The organism is Nitratireductor sp. L15S-10 (assembly GCF_045011005.1).
In the GTDB taxonomy this organism is placed as follows: domain Bacteria; phylum Pseudomonadota; class Alphaproteobacteria; order Rhizobiales; family Rhizobiaceae; genus Nitratireductor.
Window position 1 is genome coordinate 1,142,722 of the sequence record NZ_CP120674.1, and the last position, 24,781, is coordinate 1,167,502.

Consider the following 24,781-nt stretch of genomic DNA (forward strand, 5'->3'; position numbering starts at 1 on the left):
GAACGCATGGAATTCTTGAACGACATCCTGATAAAGCCCTTCGCCGACATGGCGGCCGCTCCCGATTTCCTGCTTCAGGTGCTCTGGGAAGGGCTTGTCGGAGGGGTGCTCTACGCGCTGATCGCGCTCGGCTTTGTGCTGATCTACAAATCCTCGCGCATCTTCAATTTTGCGCAGGGCATTATGGTGGTGTTCGCCGCCCTCACGCTGGTGGGCCTCTATGAAAAAGGCGTGCCGGCCCTGCTTGCCCTGCCGCTCACGCTGGCCGTAATGCTGGTGCTTGCCATGACCATCGAGCGCGTGGTGCTGAGGCCGCTGGTCAACCAGCCCGACATCATCCTGTTCATGGCCACCATCGGCATCACGCTCTTCCTGATCGGCTTCGGCGAACTGATCTTCGGTGGCGAAAACAAGGTGATGATCACCGAACAGCTTTTCATCCCCACCGGCAGCATCGTGTTCGAACCTTTTGGCGGCTTCGTCTCCATCGAGGAGAAAGACCTGACGGCGGTGATCGGTGCCATGGTGCTGGTCGCAGCGCTTCTGGTCTTCCTCAACAAGTCCAAGATCGGCCGCGCCATCCGCGCGCTGGGCGATGACCATCAGGCTGCCCTTTCAGTGGGCATTTCGCTCTCCACTATCTGGGTGATCGTCTGGTTCATTGCCGGTGTCATCGCGCTTGCCACGGGCATTGTCTGGGGCGCGCGCGCCGGCGTGTCGTTCGCGCTGGAGGTGATCGCCTTCAAGGCGCTGCCGGTGCTGATGCTCGGCGGGCTGGAAAGCGTCATGGGCGCGATCATCGGCGGGCTCGCCATCGGCATTCTGGAAAAGCTCTTCGAGATCTATTGGGGCCAGCCGCTGCTTGGCGGCAACACCGAAGCCTGGTTCGCCTACATGCTGGCGCTGCTGGTGCTTCTCTTCCGCCCGCAGGGGCTGTTCGGCGAAAAAATCATTGAGCGGGTATAATTCATGTTCTACCGCACAGCAGGCCAGTTCAAGACGAGTTACGAAGCCGATCACGCGCTGTTTCCGGTGCGGCAGGATGCGTTCCTGCTCGGCGTCATCCTCGTCTTCGCGTTCGTCATCTTCCCGCTCACGGCAAGCGAATTCACCTTCCGCGCGCTGCTGATCCCGGTCCTCATCTATTCGCTGGCAGCCCTCGGCCTCAACATTCTGACGGGCTATGCGGGGCAATTGTCGCTTGGCACCGGGGCTTTCATGGGCGTGGGCGCCTATGCCTGTTACAAGCTCATCACGATCTTTCCGGAGATGAACATCGTGGTGGCCATTGCGCTATCGGGCTTTTTCTCCGCCGCCATAGGCGTGCTGTTCGGCCTGCCGTCGCTCCGCATCAAGGGTTTTTACCTCGCCATCGCCACGCTGGCCGCCCAGTTCTTCCTTGTCTGGCTGTTCCAGAAATGGGCATGGCTCTACAATTACAATGCCTCCGGCGCGATCCAGGTGCCCAATATCGACATGTTCGGCATCACCGTCGCTGGTCCACGTGCCACGGCAATCACGCAATACTACTTCGTCCTGTGCGTGGTCTGCGTCATCACCTTCTTCGCCATCAACATCACGCGCGGGCGCATCGGCCGCATGTGGAAGGCGGTGCGTGACATGGACATCGCCGCAGAGCTTGTCGGCATCAATCTGATGCGCTCCAAGCTCATGGCCTTCTTCGTTTCATCCTATGTGGTGGGCATTGCCGGCGCGCTGTTCGTGTTTCTGTGGCGCGGTGCAGCGGAGGCGAACCTGTTCGACATTCCATTGTCCTTCCGCGTGTTGTTCATTGCCATTATTGGCGGGTTGGGTTCGATCCTTGGAAACTTCCTCGGAGCCATCCTCATCGTGGCCCTGCCGGTCATCATCGGCAGTGTGCCGCAGGCGTTCGGCATTCCACTCGATTCAGCCATGGTCGAGCATTTGAACATCATGATCATCGGTGCGCTCATCATCGCCTTTCTGATCATCGAGCCGCACGGGCTCGCGCGCTTCTGGGCGATGATCCGCGAGAAATTCATTCTGTGGCCATTTCCGCACTAGGTGGAAAAGGTGTCTGAAACGGGGATTGTTCGCCCCTTCCTTTCGGAGAACGGAACAAGTGGAGGAGAGAGTATGAAGAGAATGCTCAGAAATGCGATCCTGTCGTCAGCCCTTCTTGCTGCCGCCAGCGTCGCCGTCCCTGCTGCTGCGCAGGACGAGGCCATCTACATTCCGAACCTGGCCTACCGCACCGGCCCCTTCGCGGCCACCGGCACACCGCTCATGAATGGCCAGCGCGATTACATCACGCTGTTAAACGAGCGCGATGGCGGGCTGAACGGCGTCAAACTCGAATATGACGAGTGCGAAACCGGCTACAACACCGAGAAAGGTGTTGAGTGTTACGAAAAAACCAAGGCACGCGCCGTGGTCACGCAGCCCTGGTCGACCGGCATCACGCTTCAGGTCCTGCCCAAGTCGAATGTCGACAAGATCCCGATCCTCGCGCCCGGCTATGGCTTCTCGCCCATGGCCGATGGCAAGGTATTCCAGTGGGCCTACAACCCGCCGTCATCCTACTGGGATGGCGCGTCGATGATCCTGAAAAACATTTCGGACGGCAATCTCGACAGTCTGAAAGACAAGAAGATCGCCTTCCTGCATCTCGATCATCCGTTCGGCAAGGAGCCTCTGCCTCTGCTTGAGGTTCTGGCCGAGAAGCATGGTTTCAACCTCGTACCGATCCCGGTTGGCCTGACCGAAATGCAGAACCAGTCCGCGCAGTGGCTGCAGATCCGCCGCGAGCGGCCTGATTTTGTCGTAATGTGGGGCTGGGGCGCGATGAACGCCGGCGCCATAACCGAGGCCGTAAAGACAAAATATCCGATGGACCAGTTTATCGGTGTGTGGTGGTCCGGCCATGATGGCGATCTCAAGCTGGTCGGCGATCAGGGCAAAGGCTACCGCTCGATCTCCTGGAGCGTGCCCAATTCCGAGGCTCCGCTTATGGCCGACATCAAGAAATATGTTGTCGATGCCGGCAAGTCGCAGATCAATCAGGGTGAAGGTGAGTTCGATTCCGTGTTCTATCAGCGCGGTCTCATGATCTCCGTCATACTGGTCGAGGGCATCAAGGCTGCGCAGGAAGAGTTCGATGTGCGCAATCCCAGCCCGGAGCAACTGCGCTGGGGGCTGGAAAACATCAATCTCGATGAAGCCCGGCTGAAGGAACTCGGCGCCGAAGGCATGCTCGTTCCCTTCAGCACGTCATGCGCCGATCACACCGGCCATGGTGGCGGCTGGATGCTTCAATGGGACGGCGCGAAATTCGTCAAGGCGTCGGACCTTCTGACACCCGACCGTGCCGAAATCGAAAAACTGGAAGCTGAAAAGGCCAAGGAATATGCGGAAGCCAACGCGCCCTGGCCGGTCAATGAAGAGTGCAGCATGTAGGCACTTGACGCCCCACTGCTCCCCGTCTCCAGCGGGGAGCAGCATTTCCATAAAATGGGAACCGACGGCATGACGACACCAGCTCCCGCGCCACAGGCCGATGAACAGATCCTCGAAGTCAACAATATCGAGGTCATCTACGATCACGTCATACTGGTGCTGAAAGGGGTTTCCCTCTCGGTTCCGCGTGGTGGGATCACCGCCTTGCTCGGTGCGAATGGAGCGGGCAAGACCACAACGCTCAAGGCCATCTCCAACCTGCTGCATGCGGAGCGCGGCGAGGTGACCAAGGGCTCGATCCTGTTCGGTGGTGCCGAAGTCCAGAACCTTTCGCCGAACGATCTTGTGCGGCGGGGCTGCATCCAGGTCATGGAGGGGCGGCACTGTTTTGGCCATCTCTCGGTGGAGGACAATCTGCTTACGGGCGCGTTTACCCGGCGCGACGGGCAGGCGGCTATCCGCGAGGATCTCGATCTGGTCTACACCTATTTCCCGCGCCTGAAAGAACGGCGCAACTCGCAGGCCGGCTACACCTCAGGCGGCGAGCAGCAGATGACGGCGATTGGCCGGGCGCTCATGTCGCGCCCGAAGATGATCCTGCTCGATGAGCCTTCCATGGGACTCGCGCCTCAACTGGTCGAAGAAATCTTCGAGATCGTCAGAAAGCTCAATGAGGAGCAGGGCGTCTCTTTCCTTCTGGCCGAGCAGAACACCAATGTGGCGCTGCGCTATGCCAAGTATGGCTATATTCTGGAATCGGGCCGTGTCGTGCTCGATGGCGAGGCCAGGGCGCTGCGCGAGAACGAGGACGTGAAGGAATTCTATCTCGGTGTCGGTGGCGAGGGTCGTCGCTCATTCCGGAACGTCAAACACTACAAGCGACGCAAGCGCTGGCTCTCGTGATTCACCATATGCCGTTTGCGATGACGAAACAGTAGTACGCCATTTCATGCCCGGAGCGCTGATTTTTCCACATTCCGTACCGTTTCCGTGAAATCGGTTCTCTTATGGCGCCTCAAAGCGCATTGGATTGTTCATGCGGCAATCCTCCCATTGCCCTTCCGCCATCTTTTCGCTATCTCCCAAGACCAATTCTATTCCCATGGGGTTTTGAGATGGCAGAGAATTTGCCGGCCGGACCGGCTGAAACGGGCGCGGAAATGGACTACGCCGAACACGAGAAGACCTACGATCTCTTCCTGGCCGTCATCAAATATTCGAGCCTGGTGGTTGTCGCCATTCTGGTGGCAATGGCGTTTGGTTTCTTCACCTCCGCTGGTTTTTTCTCCAGCACCGTTCTCTTCATTCTGATCTCGGTGATCGGCGCCTGGCTGCTGCGCTAGGCGCGCCACTTGCCGCGATGTGACGTGCGGAGCCGCTCCCTCGGCTCCGTGAAATGGGGGGACGGTCCAACCGAAAGGATATGACGGTGGGACAAAGCATATTTGTGCCTAAAGAAATTGACGTAACGGAAGGTCGTGTTGCGGTCTCTCCGGAAACGGTCAAGCGATTTGTGGGGCTGGGTTTCGACGTGATCGTCGAGAAAAACGCAGGCGAACAATCGCGCATTGTCGACAGTGAATTTGAAAAGGCCGGCGCAAAGATCGGCAAGGCGTCCGATGCCGGCAAGGCCGATGTCGTCCTGAAGCTGCGCCGCCCGACACCTGCCGAGGTGAAGACCTACAAAAAGGGCGCGCTCGTCCTCGCCTCCATGGATCCATATGGCAATGAGGGTGACGTCGCCGCGATGGCATCAGCAGGCGTCACCGCTTTCGCCATGGAGTTCATGCCGCGCATCACGCGTGCCCAGTCCATGGACGTCCTGTCCTCGCAGGCAAACCTTGCAGGTTACCGCGCCGTGATCGACGCCGCCGCCGAGTATGATCGCGCGCTGCCGATGATGATGACCGCCGCCGGCACTGTGCCGGCTGCCAAGGTGTTTGTCATGGGTGCCGGCGTGGCCGGGCTTCAGGCCATCGCCACCGCGCGCCGTCTGGGTGCAGTCGTCACCGCCACCGATGTTCGTGCGGCAGCGGGCGAGCAGGTGCAGTCGCTTGGTGCGAAGTTCATCATGACCGAAGCGTTGAAAGATGCTTCGGGTGAGGGCGGTTATGCCCGCGAGCTGACCGACGAAGAGAAGAAAGCCCAGGCCGAACTCGTCGCCGATCACATTGCCAAGCAGGACATCGTCATCACCACGGCGCTTATTCCGGGCCGGCCTGCGCCGCGTCTTGTCAGTGCCGATATGGTCAAGTCCATGAAGCCTGGCTCCATCATCGTCGATCTGGCGGTGGAGCGTGGCGGCAATGTGGAAGGCGCGAAGGCCGGAGAGGTCGTCACCACGCCCAATGGCGTGAAGATTATCGGCCATCTCAATGTGCCGGGCCGGGTGGCCGCATCCGCGTCGCTTCTATATGCGAAAAACCTCTACACCTTCCTTGAGACCATGGTCGACAAGGAGAAGAAGGTGCTTGCCGTCGATATGGAGGACGAGTTGGTGAAGGCTACCATGCTCACCCATGACGGCAAGGTCGTGCATCCCAATTTCGTCGACACCGCAAAGCCTGCTATCGCAAAGCCTGCTGCCAAGGCCGCCGCGCGAAAAAAGGCGCCAGCCCGCAAGGCGCCAGCCCGCAAGGCGCCCGCGCGCAAGCCCGCAGCCAAGGCTGCGAGCGGCTCCGCAGCGACGAAGAAAACGGCAGGAAAGCCGGCTGCTACGTCCAGCGCCGCCGATAAGCCTGCCGCAACCAGATCGGGGGGAGAATCCTGATGGAACCAACCGCACTAGAAAAGGCGCTCGACCAGCTCGACAGCGCCGCGGCGAGCGTTCGCGCCGCCATTGAAGGCATGCAGGCGGCCGAAGTCGCCGATGCCGCCAGCGCGCTTGCGCATGGCGCATCCGGTGGGGCGATCGACCCGTTTGTCTTCCGCTTCGCCATTTTCGTTCTGGCGATCTTCGTCGGTTATTATGTTGTGTGGTCGGTGACGCCGGCGCTGCATACGCCGCTCATGTCGGTCACCAACGCGATCTCCTCCGTGATCGTCGTCGGCGCACTTCTAGCCGTGGGCATCTCCGCTTCCGGCCTTGCCACCGGCTTCGGCTTCATCGCGCTCATCCTCGCGTCGGTGAACATCTTCGGCGGCTTCCTTGTGACCAGCCGCATGCTTGCCATGTACAAGAAGAAGGACAAGTGACGTGAGCGCCAATCTTGCATCCTTCCTCTACCTCGTTTCCGGCATTCTCTTCATCCTCGCGCTGAGGGGCCTGTCGCATCCCACAACCAGCCGTCAGGGCAATGTCTACGGCATGGTCGGCATGGCCATCGCCATCGGCACCACGCTGCTCTACGCAACGCCCTCCTTTGGCGGTTTTGTCCTCATCGTTCTTGGCATCGCCATTGGCGGTGGCATCGGCGCGGTGATCGCGAAGCGCATCGCAATGACTGCCATGCCGCAGCTCGTGGCCGCCTTTCACTCTCTGGTCGGCCTCGCGGCCGTCATGGTTGCGGCCGCCGCACTCTATTCGCCTGAAAGCTTCGGCATCGGCGAACTGGGTGCGATCCACGCCCAGGCTCTGGTCGAGATGTCGCTCGGTGTCGCCATTGGCGCGATCACCTTTACCGGCTCCATCATCGCCTTCCTGAAGCTTGATGGGCGCATGTCCGGCAAGCCGATCATGCTGCCCATGCGCCATGTGGTGAATGCGGGCCTTGCCATTGCGCTGGTCGTCATGATCGTGCTGCTCGTCACCACGCAGAGCACCACGATCTTCTGGCTTATCGTTGCCGCCTCCCTGGTGCTCGGTGTGCTCATCATCATCCCGATCGGTGGCGCGGACATGCCGGTTGTCGTGTCGATGCTCAACTCCTATTCGGGCTGGGCTGCAGCCGGTATCGGCTTCACACTCGGCAATCTCGCGCTCATCATCACCGGCGCGCTGGTGGGCTCTTCCGGTGCGATCCTGTCCTACATCATGTGCAAGGGCATGAACCGGTCCTTCATCTCGGTCATTCTCGGCGGCTTCGGCGGCGAGACGGCGGCTGCCGCCGATGACGGGATCGACCGCACGGTCAAGCAGGGCTCTGCCGACGATGCCGCCTATCTGATGGCGAATGCGCAGAAGGTCATCATCGTGCCGGGCTATGGCATGGCGGTCGCGCAGGCGCAGCATGCGCTGCGTGAACTGGCCGACAAGCTGAAGGAAGCAGGCGTCGAGGTGAAATACGCCATTCACCCGGTCGCAGGCCGTATGCCCGGCCACATGAATGTGCTGCTTGCCGAGGCGCAGGTGCCCTATGACGAGGTGTTCGAGCTCGAAGACATCAACTCCGAGTTCGCCCAGGCCGATGTGGCCTATGTCATCGGTGCCAACGACGTCACCAATCCGGCAGCCCGCGACGACAAGTCCTCGCCGATCTATGGCATGCCCATCCTCGATGTGGACAAGGCGCGCACCTGCCTCTTCGTCAAGCGTTCGCTTGGCTCCGGCTATGCCGGCATCGACAACACCCTGTTCTATAAGGACGGGACGATGATGCTGCTCGGCGACGCCAAGAAGATGACAGAAGACATCGTTAAGGCGATGGATCACTGACAGCAAAGAACTGGCATCAGAGAAAAGCCCGGCGCGAAGCCGGGCTTTTTTGTTGCCGGGTGGGGCAGGGGATTATCACTCGGCAGCAGAGGTTGAGCGTAGCTGAAATTCGCTCACGCCCAGCGCGACATTGATGCCCGTCTTGCCTTCAAGGCTCACGGGCTGAAGCATCAGGCTCTGGCTGTCCTGCGTAACGAGAATGTTCGCGCCAGCGCCAAGTCCGGCTGCCACTTCCGCGCTCACACCGGCATAGTCACCTTCAAGCGCGCCTGGAGCATAGGCATCAGCTGTGGGAGCCATGACCAGCCACTGCATCTGCGTGGCATCCTTGACACCGACATCGAGGCCGAACTTGTTCACGACACCAACATAGGTCTCGGGCGGACGGCTATCATCAGCCGGCTCAAAGGTGCAGGCCAGTTCCTGGGAGGAGGCGATCACCACGCCGGCTCCGCCTTCGATGACGCAGTCAAGGACACCGACTTCGACACGCTCCTGTGAAAGCGCCGGAGTGACGGCGGCAGCGGTCAGGACGGAAGCGAGAATGATTGCTTTTTTCATCACTGGAACTCCTTTTGTGGTCCGGGCTCAAAACACGCCACTGCAAAGAAGGTTCCAGATTAATTTGCCTGACCCTGCTTGAAGACGGCAAAAAGCCCCGGCCTGGACGTCCGGGGCTAAGCTGTTGGTAAATATCAAAAATCAGATGCGCGTGCGGGCCAGACCATCGCGAGCCGGCATGTATTCCGGGTCGAGTTGAAGCGCGCGGGCGTAGGATTTCGCTGCTTTCTCCCTGTCACCGCGCTTCTCGTAGACAAGCGCCTGATTTGCCCAGCTTTCCGCCAGGCCGTCGTCAAGCCGGATGGCGGTGTTGAAGTCGGAGAAGGCGTTTTCCTCGTCGCCCTGTGCCAGATAGGAGAGCCCTCGACCGTTGTAGCCATACGGTGCGTCCGGGGATAGCGAGATCGCCTTGGCGAAGTCCTCGATTGCGAACTGGTGCTGGCCGCTCGCCTGATAAAGCAGACCGCGTCGGTGATAGGCCCGCGGGTCTGTCGTATCGAGCCGGATGGCGCGTTCCAGATCGGCAAGTGCGTCGGTTGAACGGCCGGAGAGGCGGTAGACTTCTGCACGTCCGATATAGGCGGTGTCATAGTTCGGATCGAGTGAAATCGCCTGATTGTAATCCGCAAGCGCCTGCTGGTTGTTGCCCATGTAGCGGTGGATCAAGGCGCGGTTGGCATAGGTGTTCGGCGAGCGCGGGTTGAGCGAGATCGCCTTGTCGAAATCCTTCAACGCATCCTGATAGCGACCCGCCCGGCCGTATGCCGCCCCACGCATATTGTAGGCTTCAGGCTCATTGGGGGTTCTTTGAATGACCGCACTCAGCGAGCCGATATTCTCGGCAGAACCCTGAGCGGTATCGACACGGCTCAGATCAGTGGCGGGATTTGTCGCGGTTTGGCAAGCCGCGAGAGGCAGAAGGGCTGCGAGGGCGAAGCCCGCAACCGCGTTGCGCGATGCGCGGGAGGGGGGCGTGTCGAAAGAAGTCATGCCACTTAATGCCACAACCCGAGTGCCAAACCAAGCCATTGCCGTCCCCATGCGAAAAGTCATCGGATATGCGAAAACGCGGCACGATCCAAAGATCGTACCGCGTCATCTATAGGCAGAAATCGTCAAAAGCTGGGCGCTATCAGCGGGCGCCCGGACGTCCGCCGACCAGTCCTTCGCGCTGTGCGCGCTTGCGCGCCAGCTTGCGTGCGCGGCGAACGGCTTCAGCCTTCTCGCGCGCGCGCTTTTCTGACGGCTTTTCATAGTGCCCACGCATCTTCATCTCGCGGAAGATGCCTTCGCGCTGCATTTTCTTCTTCAGCGCGCGAAGCGCCTGATCAACATTGTTGTCGCGGACGAGTACCTGCACGTGGGTTTCCTGTCAGAACGTTGGTCTTCGATATGTTAAGCATTGAATTCGATTTTCCTTTACCCATGGGCAAAGGGTTCCGCGGCGGAATTCAGCCACGAATAGCGGTGGCACATAGCAGAAGCATTGGCTTCTGTCGAGTGCTTTCTTGTGGACTTCTCGCGCACACGCCTCTCTCATGCATGTTTCCTGGCTCGCGTTAACGTAGAGAAAAGGAAAGAGCACTACACAAACGTGTTTTTTCATATTGGAGTATATCGACATGTCGGAGGGGGACAGGCGGGCCGACACTGGGCCGGAGGCAAGTCTGATGAGACTTGGTTTTGGCATGGTCGCTTTCATATTGGTCGTTGGTTCAGCTGTCTATGGCGAAGTGGTCCATGGGTATGGCCTGCTGCGCAAGGGCGATCCTGATTTCACGTTCTTTGGTCGCGCCCGGATCGGCTTTTCCTTTCTGGCAGCGCTCTTGCTCTTTCTCGCCTTGAAGCCGGCCATGAATGCCTTGGCCCTGGCAAGCGGGGATCGCGCGCAGGCGTGCTGGGCCATTGGTGCTGCCGGCGCATTCCTTCTGGCGGTTGCAGCCGCCGTTCATTTTGTTCCCACGGCGTTGAACGATTTTGTTCGCGAGATGCAGCCGCTGGGCATGGCCACCGAGGTTCTGCTCATTGCAGCGGTCGTCAGTTTCCTTATCGCTGCCTGGCGTGCGCGAGGCATGCGCGGCGCGCGGCTGCTCGGCGTCTTCCCGCCGCAGCTGGTGCTGGCTGGCATGGCTGGCGTGGTGTTTTTCATTCTGATGGAAGAGATGTCCTGGGGGCAGCATTGGCTTGGCTGGGCTACGCCCGAGCTCTTCAGCAAGAACGTTCAGAACGAAACCAACATCCACAATTTCTACACTTACCAGTTCGAGGCCATCTACTACACGAGCGCGATCTTTTGCTTTGTGGTCCTGCCCTGGTGCTGGCCGCGCGGAGCGGGCGGTCTTTTCGGCCAGGTGGAGCCTTATCTGCCGCCGCGCATCTTTGCGCTTTTCGGGCTGCCCGTCGCGTCGCTGATGTTCGAATCCTGGAACATCGTACCCTATCAGGTCTGGTTCTTCCTGGGGCTTTTGATCTGTCTTGACATCGTTCGCCAGCTCAAATCCTTCGAGCTGCGCCTTGCCGCCACCGCCCTTGCGGCCATCTATGTGGTCTCCAAACTGGTGTTCATCATTCGCGGCTTCGACATGGTGGATGGGTATGAGCTGTCCGAGGTGCGCGAGTTCTATATCTCACTTCTTTTCCTCGCCTATGGATGGATGCTGGCGAAGCGATTTCGCCAGCATCGATAGCGGCCCCAATCAGACCTTGCTGATGGCAACGCCGCCATCGGCCAGCATGGCTGTGCCGGTCGTGAAGCTCGATGCGTCGGAAGCGAGGAAGAGTGCAGACTGGGCGATCTCTTCGGGACGTGCGATGCGTTTCAACGCATGCATGCCTTCGACAAAGGCGCGCTGTTCGTCGTTCTCGAACGTGGCCATTCTGGTGTCGGTCCCGCCGGGAAGAAGGGCATTCACGCGAATAGCTTCGTGCCCGAGATCCGATGCCAGCGATTTAACGAGGCCGACGAGCCCGGCCTTGCTCGCCGCATAGGCTGCCATGCCGGGCATGCCTGCGGTCTCGTGACCAACGAAGCTCGACGTGAAGATCAGCGAACCGCCGCCGCGGCGCCTCATGGCGGGTACCTGGTACCGCGCAGCCGAAAAGGCGGAGCTCAGATTGGTTTCGATCACATCGTTCCAGTCCGAGCGTTCAAGTGCATCGATCTGCACTAGCGGGCCGACAGCGCCTGCATTGTTGAAGGCGATGTCGAGACCTCCAAAGTGGCTTTCTGCGACCGCGACGAGTTTCTGATTGTGAGTATCCTCGCGAACGTCGCCGGCAAGCGCGATGGCTTCGCCTCCCTTGGCTTCGATTTCGCCGACAAGTGTGTCCAGTTCTGCCTGCCGCCGGGCTGTAACGACGACCCTGGCGCCGTGCTGGGCGAATAGCCTGGCTGCCGCCCGACCGATACCGGCACTTGCCCCGGTTACGATGGCGACTTTCTCGTTCAGCGATGTCATCTGGTATCCTTCCGTTTCGCGTTGCCGGCATTGCCGGGGTGATGCGAAACTTTCAGCAACGCGGCGTGTCAACCACCCGAAACCAGACGAGAGGCCAGATGAACGGAATGACAATCAGGCTTGGCACAAAACGGCAATCTCCGTCGCAATCAGTGTAAGGCATTGCCTCGTATTTCGCTACTGCTAGGCTCTTGTCAGAGGCGTCCGGTTGCGACGCACCAAAACTGTCTGCGGGGAGGCCCATGCGCAAATACTCCGTCTTCGCCATCGCCCGCGAGGCCATGCGTGCTCACAGGGGCTGGCCGCAACAATGGCCGTCGCCCGAGCCCAAGAAGAGCTACGATGTCATCATCGTCGGTGCAGGCGGTCACGGGCTCGGTGCAGCCTATTATCTGGCAAAGGAGCATGGCATCACCAATGTCGCCGTGCTGGAAAAGGGCTGGCTCGGCGGTGGCAATACCGGTCGCAACACCACCATCATCCGTTCCAACTACCTCTATGACGAAAGCGCGGGCATCTATGATCATGCGGTCAGGATGTGGGACGGGCTCTCACAGGATCTGAACTACAACGTCATGTATTCGCCGCGCGGCGTGATGATGCTGGCTCACAATGTGCATGACGTGCAGGTGTTCAAACGCCACATCCACGCCAACCGGCTGAATGGCGTCGACAATGAATGGCTGACGCCGGAAGAGGCGAAGGCTTATTGCCCGCCACTCAATATTTCGCGTGAGGCACGCTACCCGGTTCAGGGTGCAGCGCTGCAGCGACGCGGCGGCACCGCGCGTCATGATGCGGTCGCGTGGGGCTATGCGCGGGCTGCCGCTGCGCGTGGGGTCGACATCATCCAGAATTGCGAAGTCACCGGCATCAATCGCGGGCCGGACGGGGCGGTCACCGGTGTCGAGACCACGCGTGGAACCATCAATGCGAAAAAGATCGGTGTCGTTGCTGCCGGTCATTCCTCGGTTCTGATGCAGATGGCGGGCGTTCGGATGCCGCTGGAATCCTACCCTCTTCAGGCGCTGGTGTCGGAGCCGGTCAAGCCTGTCTTCCCTTGCGTGGTCATGTCCAACACGGTCCATGCCTACATCTCCCAGTCAGACAAGGGCGAACTGGTCATCGGGGCTGGCACCGATCAATACACCTCCTATTCCCAGACCGGTGGGCTGCACATCATCCAGCACACGCTCGATGCCATCTGCGAGATGTTCCCGATCTTCACCCGCATGAAGATGCTGCGATCGTGGGGTGGCATTGTCGATGTCACGCCCGACCGTTCGCCCATTCTGGCCAGGACGCCGGTCAAGGGGCTTTACGTGAATTGCGGCTGGGGCACGGGCGGGTTCAAGGCCACGCCGGGTTCTGCCCATGTATTCGCCCACACCATCGCGCGCGACGAGCCGCATCCCATCAATGCACCCTTCACGCTCGAGCGGTTCCGCTCCGGCCGGCTCATCGATGAGGCGGCGGCCGCCGCCGTGGCGCATTAGACGCAAGGGGATCTCATGCTTCTCATACACTGCCCCTATTGCGAGGAAGACCGGCCGGAACTTGAGTTTCGCCATGCCGGCGAGGCGCATATCGCGCGGCCTGAAAACATGGCCGAACTGTCGGATGAGGAATTCGAGCGTTTTTTCTTCATTCGCTCAAACCCAAAGGGCATCGTTTATGAGCGCTGGCGGCACATCCATGGCTGCGCGCGATTTTTCAATGCTGCGCGCGACACGGTCTCCGACAGGTTTCTTGCGACCTACAAGACCGGCGAACCCAAGCCCGATCTCGGGAAGGGGAAGTGATGATCCAGCCTTTCCGCATCGCTACCGCCGGCAGGCTCGGCAAGGCAGATCCCGTTCGTTTCAGCTTCGATGGGAAAGCCTTTACCGGCCTTTCAGGCGACACGCTTGCATCGGCCCTGCTTGCCAATGGCGTTCATCTCGTTGGCCGTTCCTTCAAATATCACCGCCCGCGCGGCGTGATCTCCGCTGGTGCTGAAGAACCCAATGCGCTGGTCGGCATTCATCGTGATGCCGCCCGCAAGGCGCCGAATGTACGGGCCACCGTACAGGAGATCTATGAGGGGCTCGACGCGGTCTCGCAAAACCGTTGGCCCTCGCTCTCCTTCGATATCGGCACGCTCAACGATCTGGCGTCGCCCTTCTTCTCCGCCGGCTTCTACTACAAGACCTTCATGTGGCCGAAGGCCGCCTGGGAAAAACTCTACGAGCCCTTCATCCGGCGCGCCGCCGGGTTGGGCGAAGCCCCTGACCGGCCTGATCCCGACTGCTATTCAAACCGTTTTGCCCATTGCGACGTGCTTGTTATTGGCGGCGGTGCGGCAGGGCTTTCCGCAGCACTTGCTGCCGCCGATGCAGGCGCGCGCGTCATTCTGGCCGACGAACAGGCGGAAACGGGCGGTGCGCTGCGCTATGAGACCGGGACGACGATCGACGGCATGCCCGGCTGGGACTGGGCGCAGGCCCTGACGGCGGACCTCGCCGCGCGCGACAATGTCCGGCTTCTCACCCGCACCACGGGTTTCGGCTATTACGCACAGAACATGGTGGGCCTCGTCGAACGGCTGACGGATCATCTAGCGAGCCCTGCGACCGACCAGTCGCGCGAACGGCTCTGGCAGGTGCGGGCGAAGCGCGTGGTGCTCGCCACCGGTTCGATCGAGCGGCACATGGTGTTTCCAGACAATGACCGCCCGGGCATCCTGCTGGCCTCCGCCGCCCGCACCTATCTGAACCATTACGGCGTTGCGGTCGGGCACAGTGTGGCGGTCTATACGGCGGAAGACGGTGCATGGCAGGCGGCCATCGATCTGAAACGCGCAGGCATCGCGATTGCTGCCATCATCGATTGCCGCAGCGATCCGCAGGGGCCTCATGTAGAGGAGGCGCGCAGGCTTGGCATCGAATGCCTGACGGGGCATGCCGTTACCGCAACAAGCGGACGCCTCAGGGTTTCATCCATCAAGATTCGCCCCGTATCCGGCGGTGCGGAACGCAGCGTCGCCTGCGATGCGCTCATCACCTCGTCCGGCTGGACGCCAGCCGTCCACATTTTCTCGCAATCGCGCGGCAAGCTTGCCTTCGAAGCCGAAACACAGCGCTTCCTTCCCGGCCAGCCGGTGCAGAATATGGTTTCGGTTGGAGCGTGCGCCGGCACGGTTGATCTGGGCGAGACGGTCGCCGAGGCCCTGAAGGCCGGGCAGGAGGCTGCCGGCGGAGCGGCTCGCAAGTTGCCAAAACTTGCCGCCAAGAGCACCGAGCGCTGGTCCGGCGGCATGCTGGGTGCAGGCGAGGGGGCTGGAGCCGAAAGCACGGCCAGGGCCTTTGTCGATTTCCAGAACGACGTGACCGCGAAGGACATCCGCCAGGCGGTGCGCGAGGGCATGCGCTCCATCGAGCACGTCAAGCGCTTCACCACCACCGGCATGGCGACCGATCAGGGCAAGACCTCCAACATGCACGGTCTCGCCATCGCCGCCGAGATGCTGGGCAAACCCATTCCCGAAGTGGGACTTACCACCTTTCGCGCGCCCTACACCCCCGTCACTTTCGGCGCGCTTGTGGGGCATGGCAGGGGCCGGCTGTTCGAGCCGGTGCGGCGCACACCCATACATGACTGGGCGGAAGCCCGTGGCGCGGTGTTCGAAGATGTCGGCCAGTGGAAGCGCGCATGGTATTTTCCGCAGGCCGGCGAGGACATGCATGCTGCGGTCGCCCGCGAATGCCGTACGGTGCGCCAGAGTGCCGGCATTTTCGACGCCACCACGCTGGGCAAGATCGAGATCGTCGGTCCCGACGCCGCGCGCTTCATGGAGTTGATGTACACAAATCCGTGGCAGAAGCTCGGCGTCGGACGCTGCCGCTATGGCATCATGCTGCGCGAGGACGGCTTCATTTATGATGACGGTGTTGTCGGGCGTCTTGCCGAAGACCGGTTCCACGTGACCACCACCACCGGCGGCGCGCCGCGCGTTCTCAACCATATGGAAGACTATCTCCAGACCGAGTTCCCGGATCTGAAGGTCTATCTCACCTCCACATCGGAGCAATGGGCTGTCATCGCCGTTCAGGGACCGAAAAGCCGCGAGATCATCGCGCCGCTGGTCGACGGCATCGACCTCTCCGACGAGGCAATGCCGCACATGTCGGTGCGTGAGGGGATGATCTGCGGCGTGCCGACGAGGCTCTTTCGCATGTCGTTCACCGGTGAGCGCGGTTTCGAGATCAACGTGCCGGCCGATTATGGTCGTGCCGTGTGGGAGGCGGTCTGGGCCGAGGGTGAGAAACATGGCGCCTGCGTCTACGGCACTGAAACCATGCATGTGCTCAGAGCTGAAAAGGGTTTCATCATCGTCGGGCAGGAGACGGATGGCACCGTCACGCCCCATGATGCCGGGCTTTCCTGGGCGATTGGCAGGAAGAAGACCGATTTCGTCGGCATGCGCGGTCTGATGCGCCCGGACCTTGCCGCTCCCGGTCGCAAGCAGCTCGTGGGCCTGAAAACGCGTGATCCGAAAACGGTTCTGGAAGAGGGGGCACAGATCGTCGCCGACCCGCAAGCGCCGGTTCCCGTTCCCATGCTCGGTCATGTCACCTCGTCCTACTGGTCGGAAAATTGCGGCCATTCAATCGCGCTGGCGCTGGTTGCAGGCGGGCATGAACGCATGGGCGAGACGCTCTACGTGCCGATGCCCGGCAGCGTGATCGAAGTGGAGGTCACGTCCACGGTTTTCTTCGACAAGAAGGGAGAGCGCACCAATGGCTGACACGATTGCACGCGCCAGCGCGCTCGAAGGCCGTTTTCTCAATGCGGACGGTCTGACACTCGTCCGGGCCGAGCCGGCCGCACGGCTTTCCCTGCGTGCGCCGAAAACCGCCATAAAATCCCTTTCGAAGGCGCTCGGGCTTGATCTGCCTGAACGTCCGAAAACGTCCAGTGCAAAAGACGGGCGGGCCGCTCTCTGGCTCGGTCCGGATGAATGGCTGGTGATCGACGAGAACCAGGCGGATTTGGCCGGAGCCTGCGCATCGGTCGCAGAATTTCATTCGGCCGTGGACGTTTCACACCGAAACACGGCCGTGCTCGTCTCGGGAGCGCGTGTTGAAACGGTGCTTAACGCCGGTTGCCCGCAGGACCTTTCCCTCGATGCGTTTCCGGTTTGCGCCTGCTCGCGTACCGTTTTCGGCAAGGCTGAGGTCATTCTGTGGCGCACTGGCGCCGATGCCTTCCGGGTCGAGTGCTGGCGCTCCTTCTCCGACTATGTCTTCATGCTTCTGGAACAGGCCACACGCGACCGATAATTCCCGAAGCGTGGAACCGGAGAGGCCCTTCCAGCATTGATCCGGAAAAGGAAGATATCAATGCAGCCTGATCCAAAAAAAACAGTCTCTGACAGCAAAAGCGAGCAGATCGATAAGGAAGAAGCCCTGGAGGAAGGGCTGGAAGAGAGTTTTCCCGCGAGCGACCCGGTCTCCGTGACGCGCACCACCCGCACCGGTGCACCTGGAGAGTTTGCGAAAAAAACTCGGAAGAGCGAACCGGATGCCGAAGAGCTCGAGGACGAGCTGGAAGAGGGACTTGAAGATACTTTCCCAGCGAGCGACCCCGTATCCGTAACTTCGTCCACGCGTACGGGGCGCCCCAAGAGGGAGCGCTAGAAGAGCATTTTGCAGTCAGTTGGAATCACCTGACGTCCGCAAAAATGCTGAAAAACAGACAGATAGAGCGGAGTGGTGTTTCCGTGAAACGGTGAGCCGCTCTTAGGGGTAATAGCTAGAGTGCTTCCACGTCGCTTTGGCGTGCAAGCCGCCACGTTGCGGCTGCACCGAAGGCCGCAACCGGAACAAAGCAGACAAACACCCAGATCGCGACCACCTTCATGGACTCGGCCGCGCCGCCTTCGGCAAAGCCAGCCATGTTGGCGACGATGCCGGCAAGGGCGGCGCCTAGCGCAAATGCGATCTGCTGTGTTGTCGGCATTGCGGAGGATGCGCTGTCGCGCTCGGTTTCGGGAGCGGCAGCGACCACGCGGCGGATCAGAAATCCCCACAACATGCCGAAGCCCGCGCCCTGCGCGATCGAAAGCAATACCACTGCCCACACTGGTCCTTCCGCCATCGCAGGGCCGAGCAGGGTGACTGCCAGAAGGATCAGCAATGCGCCGGTTTTCATCACGACGCGCTCTCCTGCTTCATTCACCCCGGCGAAAACCATTGCCGTTGTGCTCCAGGCAACGGCTTCGGCTGCGATCACATAGCCCGCACCCAGTGCCGACATGCCGTGGATGCGCTGGAGAAGGAACGGGCCGTAAACGGTGAACGACATGGCTGCCGTGCCAAGGGCGAGATTGGCGATGAATCCAGCACCCACAGGTGTGCGGATATCGAAGGCGCGCGTCGGGAACATCCTGTTGCTCAGGCGACTGCCATCCCGCTTAAGGAAGAGAAAAAACATTACCGCACCTGCTGCCACCAGCGGCAGCGATATGGCCGGCTTCACGTAGATCCCCGCTGTCGCTACTGAGATCACTGCAAGAGACAGGAGTGTGAGCCTCCACACCGGAAAGCGCTGCGCGGTTGCCACTGCTCCTCTGGTCGGGCGCAGGAACACGGGCACGAGAAGCGCAAGCAGAAGCGCCTGTATCGCAAAGGTCCAGAAGCCCCAGCGCCACAGGCCGATATCCGCGAAGAAGCCGCCGATCATGGGGCCGCAGAATGCCGAAGCGCCCCAGATCGCCGACATCAGCGCTATCAGACGCGGCCACATATCCTTTGGGAAAAGACGCTGGATGGCGACATAGGTCAACGCCACGAGAAGGCCGCCGCCAACGCCCTGACAGAAACGCCCCAGCAACATGACAGGCATGTTGGGAGCAAGCGCGCTGATCGCGCAGCCCACGGTGTAGATCAGCGCTGCGATCACGAACGCGCGGCGCAGCCCCAGCGCTGTGGCAGCAAGGGCTGCTGCGGCAGCGGAAATGATCGAGCCCAGCAGGTAGAGCGACAGCGTCCAGCTCACCAGTCGGTCACCACCTATCTCCAAGACGGCGGCTGGCATTGCAGTGGCCACCAGCAGTGTGTCGGCGGCATGAAGCCAGATGCCGAGGCACAGCAGTGCGAACTGCCCCAATTGTCCGGTTTTCAGGATCGCTGCCCAGCCGGCATTGCCGAGCGGACCCTCGGTGCTTGCATCTGTCATGATGTCCTCGGGTGTTCAGGGTTCAGTCGCCTGAACCTCTTTCTATGCGGTAGGCACAACGGCGCGCGCCGGCCAGAATGTGATCCGTGCGCTCGATCCGGGTGTGAGGACCGAGCACGGTTTTGAAAACATTCAGTTCGGAGCGGCAAAAGCCCTGGCAGGCCGTCGCGGCGGCGCAGATCGGGCAATGGTTCTCGATCAGGAGATATGCGCCGTCGTCGAGGGGCTCGACTTCAGCCATATAGCCCTCCCGTGCTCGAATCCGGGCCAGAGCTGCAACGCGCTCGGCAAGATCGCTATGTTCCCTGACCGCGGTTTCGTAAGATAATCGCATCGTCTGCTCGCGCTCTCCGATGAGCCTGTCGAGCCCGTGGTCACCAAAGACCCGCCGGATCGAGTTGATCAGTTCAAGCGTCAGATCCGAATGGCTGTCGGGGAAACGGCCATGCCCCTTGGGCGTCAGGCGCCAGACACGTTCGGGGCGCCCGCGGCCTCGTACGTCTTCCTGAAACTGAACCAGATCGCTCTCTTCAAGCCGTGAGAGCTGCTTGCGCACGGCAACTGTGGAGATGTTCAGACGATGCGCAAGACGCTGGGCTGTCATCGCTCCCTTGGTCTTGAGCGCAAACAGAATGCGGTCATCCGCCGTTTCCGGTGCAGCTTCGGCCTGGACTGGTGCAATCAATCTGGTCATGAGACCCTCCGATCATTATTAAAATAACCATTTTGTTTCTTTATTGTCAATCACCTTGTCACGGTCCGCAATGCGTGGCATCCCTCCGCCCGTGGGGGCGCGGAACATGATTCTTCGCCGTGAACCAGATAGCTCGCTTGTCAAATTCTGATCGCCTGAGCGACAACGCTCTTCTGACCGACAGTCAGCGCCATGCGCTGCTCAAACGGCACGGACGTTTCGTGCTGGCCTATTCAGTCGCGCACCAGCCAGGTATGCATTATTTCGGCAACGAACATGGTGTGATCGCATATCGCATGGTGGGGCGCACAGCCTATGCGCTGGCCGACCCACTCGCACCGAGAGAACTCTGGCCAGCCATGCTCGACGCGTTTGTGGCGGCTAAAAGCGATGTGACCTTCTGGCAGGTCTCCCGCCCCATGGCGGAGCTTCTTTCGTCAAAGGGATTTTCCGTCAATGCGCTTGGCATCGAGAGCCTGATTGATCTCGCAACCTACAGTTTCGCCGGGCCCTTGCGGCGGAGCTTCCGGACGGCAACAAACCGCTTCACCCGCATGGGGTGCCGCGTTGCCGAAATTCCCGTGGCTTCGCTGCAGCCGGAGCAAGTCGAGGATGTCTCCCTTGGGTGGCGGCGCACCCGCACCACAAAGCGCCGCGAGCTTTCTTTTCTAGTTCGTCCGATCCAGTTACGTGATGAGCCCGATGTCCGAAAGTTCTTCATTCTGGATGAGAATGACAGGCCGCTGGCCTTCGCCTTCTTCGATCCGTTGTATGAAGACGGCAAGCTGATCGGGTACCTCTCGGCCACGCGACGCTGGCTACCCGACACCGATCCGCTGGCGGCTTACTTTCTTGTCCGGCATGCGGTGGAAACGTTTCAGTCCGAAGGGGTGCCGAAGCTTTATCTCGGCCTCATGCCGTTTCACAAGATCGAGGATCAGGAGTTCGAGAAGGACTGGCTGACCCGCCGTGCGTTCCGATTCATCTACACAAATCCTGTTGCCCAAAAGCTTGTCTATCCGACGCAGTCGCTTGCAAGGCACAAGGAAAGCTATGGTGGGGAAGCGCGTGAGACCTGGTGCGCGATGAACACGAAGCCTTCCCTACCACGCCTTCTCAAGCTTGTTCGGGCCTGCGGAATTGTTTGAAACCCGGACATACTGACCGGTTGCCCGCGCGCACCTGCTTTGCCACCCCTCATTGACAATCCACCTCATGGGTCGCAGAAACGGGGCGCTTGCCGCCGGCGCTCTTTCATCGTGCACCAGCCATTCAAGGGGTGTTGATGCCCCTTGCGAGCCAAATCTTTTGGAGCGCCAACCGCCATTTCAAAAACGGAAGCGCAGAAAGTAGCCCTCATGTTCAATCGCTTTGTTATCAACCCACCGGTCTTTTTCGGTGCGGTTTCCATCATCGCAGTGTTTCTTTTGATTGGCATTGTTTTTCCAGGCCGGGCAGGGGAGATGTTCTCCGCCCTGCAGAGCAATATTCTGGCGAGCTTCGGTTGGCTCTATCTTCTCGCCGTTGGTATTTTCCTGGCCTCGGTGCTCCTGTTTTCGTTCGGGCGGTTTGGCAGGCTGAAGTTGGGACCGGACGATTCCGAACCTGAGTTCAAGTATCATTCCTGGGTTGCCATGCTGTTTGCCGCCGGCATGGGTATCGGCCTCATGTTCTATGCGGTCGGCGAGCCCATGACCCATTTTCTGGCGCCGCCCACAGCAGAGCCGGGAAGCATCGCTGCCATGCGCGAAGCCATGACGGTCACCTTTTTTCACTGGGGTATCCATGCGTGGGCCATTTACGCGGTGGTGGGGCTTTCACTTGCCTATTTCGGCTATCGCTACAATCTGCCGCTCACCATCCGTTCGGGCCTTTATCCGCTTCTGAAAGACAGGATCAACGGTCCTATCGGCCATGCGGTGGATATCTTTGCCATTGTAGGCACCATGTTCGGCATCGCTACATCGCTTGGTCTCGGCGTTACCCAGATAAATGCGGGTCTCAACTACCTGGTAGGTTTGCCCATCGCACCCTGGGTGCAGTTGCCGCTCATCGCGATCATCACCGCGTTTGCGACCATCTCCGTCGTCACGGGCCTGGACAAGGGGGTCCGCATACTGTCGGAAACGAACCTGATCGTTGCGGTCCTGTTGATGATATTCGTTCTTGTTGTCGGGCCGACAGCAAACCTTTTTCGCGACTTCGTGCAGAATATTGGACTTTATCTCGACACGCTCGTGCTGCGCACCTTCAACATCTATGCCTATGAGCCGACGCCGTGGGTCGACGGCTGGACCTTGTTCTACTGGGCATGGTGGATTTCCTGGTCGCCATTTGTGGGCATGTTCATTGCACGCATCTCACGCGGTCGCACAGTGCGCGAATTCGTGACAGCCGTTCTTTTCATTCCTGCGGGGTTCACCTTTTTCTGGATGACTGTTTTCGGAAATACGGCGATCTTCGTGGATACGGGCATCGCTGCCGGCGAACTGGGCGCCGAAGTCGCAAAGGATGTCTCCGTCGGCCTGTTCCAGTTTTTCACCTATCTGCCGTTTACGGGCCTGACATCGGCGCTGGCGGTCGCGCTGGTCGCAATCTTCTTCGTCACCTCGTCTGATTCCGGTTCGCTCGTCATCGACACCATCGCAGCCGGTGGCGAAACGGAAACGACGACCCTTCAGAGGGTTTTCTGGTGCGCACTTGAAGGCCTGGTTGCCGGATCGCTGCTTCTTGCCGGGGGATTGGGCGCGCTTCAATCCGCCACTATCGCCAGCGCCTTGCCCTTCACTTTCGTCATGCTCGCTCTGGTCTGGGCGCTTTATGTGGGCATGCGGGCTGACCTGGCTCAGCGCGAGGCTCATGTCGCCGTGCCGCAGATGGCTCCGGCCTACCCGGCCTCTGGGCTGACCTGGCAGCGCAGACTGGGATTGATGCTGCATGCGCCGAACGAAAAGGAGATCCTTGCCTTCATTCAAAAGGAGGTGAAGCCCGCTCTCGAGCAAGTGGCAAAGGAACTCACGGAGCGGGGTCGTGAAGCTTTTGTGGAGGAAGAGGAGAGCGGCGCCATCGCATTGACCTCGCCAGCCGAAGATATGCGAAACTTTGTCTATGGTGTGGCGCCAGCCTCTCAGAAACTACCGGCGTTTTCCGCCTTCGATGCCGCAAGATCGGGCCTGCGCTATGAAGCCCGGACCGAATTCTCAAGTGGCAGCAAGGGGTATGACATCATGGGTATGACACGCGACCAGATCATTCATGACGTGCTGATCCAGTATGAGCGGTATTTGCTTTTGGTTCAGTCGACAGCCTCTGAGCTTGTCTCGGCCGCTCCGGAGCACGACGTTCAGGCGCAAAAAGAAGAATAGAAAGCTCAGACGGGGCCGGATTGCAGTCGCAACCGGCCTCTTTCACCCCTCCTGGCGTTGAGCGGGAGCAGGGTCAGCGCGCGCGTATGGCCATGATCGACTTGTTCAGGAAAGCGAACTTTTCGAAAACAATGTTTCCGTCATCGAATAGCCGCTGCATCTGTGCCGCTGAAATCAGTGTGTTGTGCCTGACCAGCGTGCACGCTTCCGCGCGATCCGGAGTGCGGGGGAAAAAGCCCAGTTGAAACCGCTGGACAAGTGAGACCTGGATACTCCTGGGGAGGTACTGAAACCCGGGCAGACGAAAATGAGGCTCGAACGGAAACCAGAAATTCGGGGTCTGGACAAAGTAGCGCCTGGACAGCCTTTTGCTGTTCTCGGCAAACCGCAACATCCTGTCCCAGCTCCCCATATGCTCGACCACGGAATTGGAGTGGACAAGGTCAAACCGCTCACCCTGCAGCAATTTGGGGTCCGCCGCGTCACCGGCAAAAGCTTCGAATATGCCTTTGTCCTCGACCTCTTCCGCTTCCAGATTGAGAAGCGTGATCTTCAGCCTGTGTCGATGCTGGTTCAGAAAGTCTGCGCCGATCTGCCAGTATTCTTCCGTGCCGCCGAGATCGAGAATGTTGATCTGTTGCTTTTCGTCAAGCGCGTCTTCGATAAGGCGGCGGATGCGCTGAAATCGCCTTGCTCGGAAGTTGAACTCCAGGCTCTCGGGATCTCGGTAGGGACTTTTCCGTTCTTCCTTTTGTAATGATGGGCCGAAACTGAGCGTCATGTAAAACTCTTGGAGGAACGGAAATGCCCTCCAGAATCTGAAAGGCTGCAATTATTATTAACGTGAATAACTGCACAGAACAGGTCGAGCAATTGTTTGCCGCCCGGTAACCTTAACGCCTTGCCCGAATGTGGTGCCTGTTCGGGTTTTTCGTTGGAGGGGGCCGCCCTTTCAGTCGTCCCGGCCACGATCCGGCATCGCCAGTGTCAGCCAGTGTGCAGTAAGAGCTGGTTTCAGCGAGTTCTCGATTTCCACGGTGACATCGTAATTTACCTCGGCGATACCCGAGGGACGCAGTTTGATCGCGGCGAGAACGAAGCGCGCGCGAATGCGGGCGCCGCATCGCACCGGTGCCAGGAAGCGGATGCGCTCGAAGCCGAAGTTGACGCCCATTGCCGACCCTTCGAGACGCGGCACCGCCTCGAAGACCATGGTCGAAAGGAGGGACAGGGAGAGAAAGCCGTGAGCGATGGTGCCGCCATACGGGGTTTCCCGGGCAGCGCGCTCGGGATCTGTATGGATGAACTGGTGATCATCGGTCGCCGCGGCGAACTGATCGATCATTTCCTGGGTGACGACACGCCAGTTGGACAGGCCGACTTCCTGTCCCACCAGTTTCTCGGCTTCCTCAATACTGATTGTCCCGATGGTCAACGGGGCACTCCGTGGCTG

24 protein-coding genes are annotated in these 24,781 nt (G+C 60.0%); 16 read left to right on the forward strand and 8 right to left on the reverse strand.

Annotated elements, in window-relative coordinates:
- The first annotated feature begins 6 nt into the window (after positions 1–6).
- The 8 genes from P2W41_RS05495 (at position 7) to P2W41_RS05530 (ending at position 8,032) form a co-directional block, all read left to right on the forward strand.
- Positions 7–966 (forward strand): branched-chain amino acid ABC transporter permease, encoded by a 960-nt coding sequence (locus P2W41_RS05495; protein ID WP_292897148.1) that lies wholly within the window; start codon positions 7–9, stop codon positions 964–966.
- A gap of 3 nt (positions 967–969) precedes the next feature.
- Positions 970–2,046 (forward strand): branched-chain amino acid ABC transporter permease, encoded by a 1,077-nt coding sequence (locus tag P2W41_RS05500; protein WP_404934518.1) that lies wholly within the window; start codon positions 970–972, stop codon positions 2,044–2,046.
- 72 nt (positions 2,047–2,118) lie between these two features.
- Entirely contained in the window at positions 2,119–3,438 is a 1,320-nt protein-coding gene (locus P2W41_RS05505; protein WP_404934519.1) for an ABC transporter substrate-binding protein, read from the forward strand.
- A 69-nt stretch (positions 3,439–3,507) separates the two neighbouring features.
- Entirely contained in the window at positions 3,508–4,341 is an 834-nt protein-coding gene (locus P2W41_RS05510; protein WP_292897142.1) for an ABC transporter ATP-binding protein, read from the forward strand.
- 212 nt (positions 4,342–4,553) lie between these two features.
- Entirely contained in the window at positions 4,554–4,781 is a 228-nt protein-coding gene (locus P2W41_RS05515) for an aa3-type cytochrome c oxidase subunit IV (protein ID WP_292897141.1), read from the forward strand.
- Between the two features lie 86 nt (positions 4,782–4,867).
- Entirely contained in the window at positions 4,868–6,208 is a 1,341-nt protein-coding gene (locus P2W41_RS05520) for a Re/Si-specific NAD(P)(+) transhydrogenase subunit alpha (RefSeq protein WP_404934923.1), read from the forward strand.
- Positions 6,208–6,633: a proton-translocating transhydrogenase family protein gene (locus tag P2W41_RS05525; protein WP_292897138.1), complete on the forward strand. Its 426-nt coding sequence runs from the start codon at positions 6,208–6,210 to the stop codon at positions 6,631–6,633. Before P2W41_RS05520 ends, P2W41_RS05525 begins: the two co-directional genes overlap by 1 nt.
- 1 nt (position 6,634) lies before the next feature.
- Entirely contained in the window at positions 6,635–8,032 is a 1,398-nt protein-coding gene (locus P2W41_RS05530) for an NAD(P)(+) transhydrogenase (Re/Si-specific) subunit beta (protein ID WP_292897136.1), read from the forward strand.
- Between the two features lie 75 nt (positions 8,033–8,107).
- On the opposite strand, the gene P2W41_RS05535 is transcribed toward P2W41_RS05530, so the two are convergent.
- From P2W41_RS05535 to rpsU, 3 genes are all read right to left on the reverse strand, one after another.
- The gene (locus tag P2W41_RS05535) at positions 8,108–8,593 is read right to left on the reverse strand and encodes a DUF992 domain-containing protein (RefSeq protein ID WP_404934520.1); all 486 of its coding nucleotides are present in this window, start codon (positions 8,591–8,593) and stop codon (positions 8,108–8,110) included.
- A gap of 141 nt (positions 8,594–8,734) precedes the next feature.
- Complete coding sequence (locus P2W41_RS05540; RefSeq protein WP_292897134.1) at positions 8,735–9,583, reverse strand: tetratricopeptide repeat protein; 849 nt, start codon at positions 9,581–9,583, stop codon at positions 8,735–8,737.
- 142 nt (positions 9,584–9,725) lie between these two features.
- Positions 9,726–9,953 (reverse strand): 30S ribosomal protein S21, encoded by a 228-nt coding sequence (rpsU, locus tag P2W41_RS05545; RefSeq protein ID WP_007008828.1) that lies wholly within the window; start codon positions 9,951–9,953, stop codon positions 9,726–9,728.
- Between the two features lie 310 nt (positions 9,954–10,263).
- Here rpsU and P2W41_RS05550 point away from each other — a divergent pair, with 310 nt between their 5' ends.
- Positions 10,264–11,280 (forward strand): hypothetical protein, encoded by a 1,017-nt coding sequence (locus P2W41_RS05550; RefSeq protein WP_292897133.1) that lies wholly within the window; start codon positions 10,264–10,266, stop codon positions 11,278–11,280.
- A 9-nt stretch (positions 11,281–11,289) separates the two neighbouring features.
- On the opposite strand, the gene P2W41_RS05555 is transcribed toward P2W41_RS05550, so the two are convergent.
- Positions 11,290–12,051, reverse strand: a complete 762-nt coding sequence (locus tag P2W41_RS05555; protein WP_404934521.1) for an SDR family oxidoreductase — start codon at positions 12,049–12,051, stop codon at positions 11,290–11,292.
- A gap of 242 nt (positions 12,052–12,293) precedes the next feature.
- Between P2W41_RS05555 and P2W41_RS05560 the strand changes: the two genes are divergently transcribed.
- Genes P2W41_RS05560 through P2W41_RS05580 form a run of 5 tightly spaced genes read left to right on the forward strand, consistent with a single transcriptional unit; the run spans position 12,294 to position 17,729 of the window.
- Positions 12,294–13,547, forward strand: coding sequence for a sarcosine oxidase subunit beta family protein (locus P2W41_RS05560; RefSeq protein ID WP_404934522.1), 1,254 nt, complete (start codon positions 12,294–12,296; stop codon positions 13,545–13,547).
- 15 nt (positions 13,548–13,562) lie between these two features.
- On the forward strand, positions 13,563–13,853 hold the full coding sequence (locus P2W41_RS05565; RefSeq protein WP_292897128.1) for a sarcosine oxidase subunit delta: 291 nt from the start codon (positions 13,563–13,565) through the stop codon (positions 13,851–13,853).
- On the forward strand, positions 13,853–16,837 hold the full coding sequence (locus P2W41_RS05570; protein ID WP_404934523.1) for a sarcosine oxidase subunit alpha: 2,985 nt from the start codon (positions 13,853–13,855) through the stop codon (positions 16,835–16,837). The genes P2W41_RS05565 and P2W41_RS05570 overlap by 1 nt, the downstream gene beginning before the upstream one ends.
- Positions 16,830–17,372, forward strand: coding sequence for a sarcosine oxidase subunit gamma (locus P2W41_RS05575; protein WP_292897124.1), 543 nt, complete (start codon positions 16,830–16,832; stop codon positions 17,370–17,372). The genes P2W41_RS05570 and P2W41_RS05575 overlap by 8 nt, the downstream gene beginning before the upstream one ends.
- 60 nt (positions 17,373–17,432) lie before the next feature.
- Positions 17,433–17,729 carry a hypothetical protein gene (locus P2W41_RS05580; protein ID WP_404934524.1) on the forward strand — a complete coding sequence of 99 codons (297 nt, stop codon included), beginning with the start codon at positions 17,433–17,435 and terminating at the stop codon, positions 17,727–17,729.
- Between the two features lie 115 nt (positions 17,730–17,844).
- On the opposite strand, the gene P2W41_RS05585 is transcribed toward P2W41_RS05580, so the two are convergent.
- Positions 17,845–19,269 carry an MFS transporter gene (locus P2W41_RS05585; RefSeq protein ID WP_404934525.1) on the reverse strand — a complete coding sequence of 475 codons (1,425 nt, stop codon included), beginning with the start codon at positions 19,267–19,269 and terminating at the stop codon, positions 17,845–17,847.
- A gap of 22 nt (positions 19,270–19,291) precedes the next feature.
- Complete coding sequence (locus tag P2W41_RS05590) at positions 19,292–19,963, reverse strand: helix-turn-helix transcriptional regulator (protein WP_404934526.1); 672 nt, start codon at positions 19,961–19,963, stop codon at positions 19,292–19,294.
- Positions 19,964–20,100: 137 nt separating this feature from the next.
- Between P2W41_RS05590 and P2W41_RS05595 the strand changes: the two genes are divergently transcribed.
- Positions 20,101–21,111 carry a DUF2156 domain-containing protein gene (locus P2W41_RS05595; RefSeq protein WP_404934527.1) on the forward strand — a complete coding sequence of 337 codons (1,011 nt, stop codon included), beginning with the start codon at positions 20,101–20,103 and terminating at the stop codon, positions 21,109–21,111.
- Positions 21,112–21,321: 210 nt separating this feature from the next.
- Positions 21,322–23,328 carry a BCCT family transporter gene (locus P2W41_RS05600; RefSeq protein WP_292897117.1) on the forward strand — a complete coding sequence of 669 codons (2,007 nt, stop codon included), beginning with the start codon at positions 21,322–21,324 and terminating at the stop codon, positions 23,326–23,328.
- 73 nt (positions 23,329–23,401) lie between these two features.
- Here the strand turns inward: P2W41_RS05600 and P2W41_RS05605 are convergent, their stop codons facing one another.
- Together P2W41_RS05605 and P2W41_RS05610 are read right to left on the reverse strand one after the other, a co-directional pair.
- On the reverse strand, positions 23,402–24,109 hold the full coding sequence (locus tag P2W41_RS05605; protein ID WP_404934528.1) for a methyltransferase domain-containing protein: 708 nt from the start codon (positions 24,107–24,109) through the stop codon (positions 23,402–23,404).
- Between the two features lie 171 nt (positions 24,110–24,280).
- Positions 24,281–24,763, reverse strand: a complete 483-nt coding sequence (locus tag P2W41_RS05610; RefSeq protein ID WP_404934529.1) for a MaoC family dehydratase — start codon at positions 24,761–24,763, stop codon at positions 24,281–24,283.
- Between the last annotated feature and the right edge of the window lie 18 nt (positions 24,764–24,781).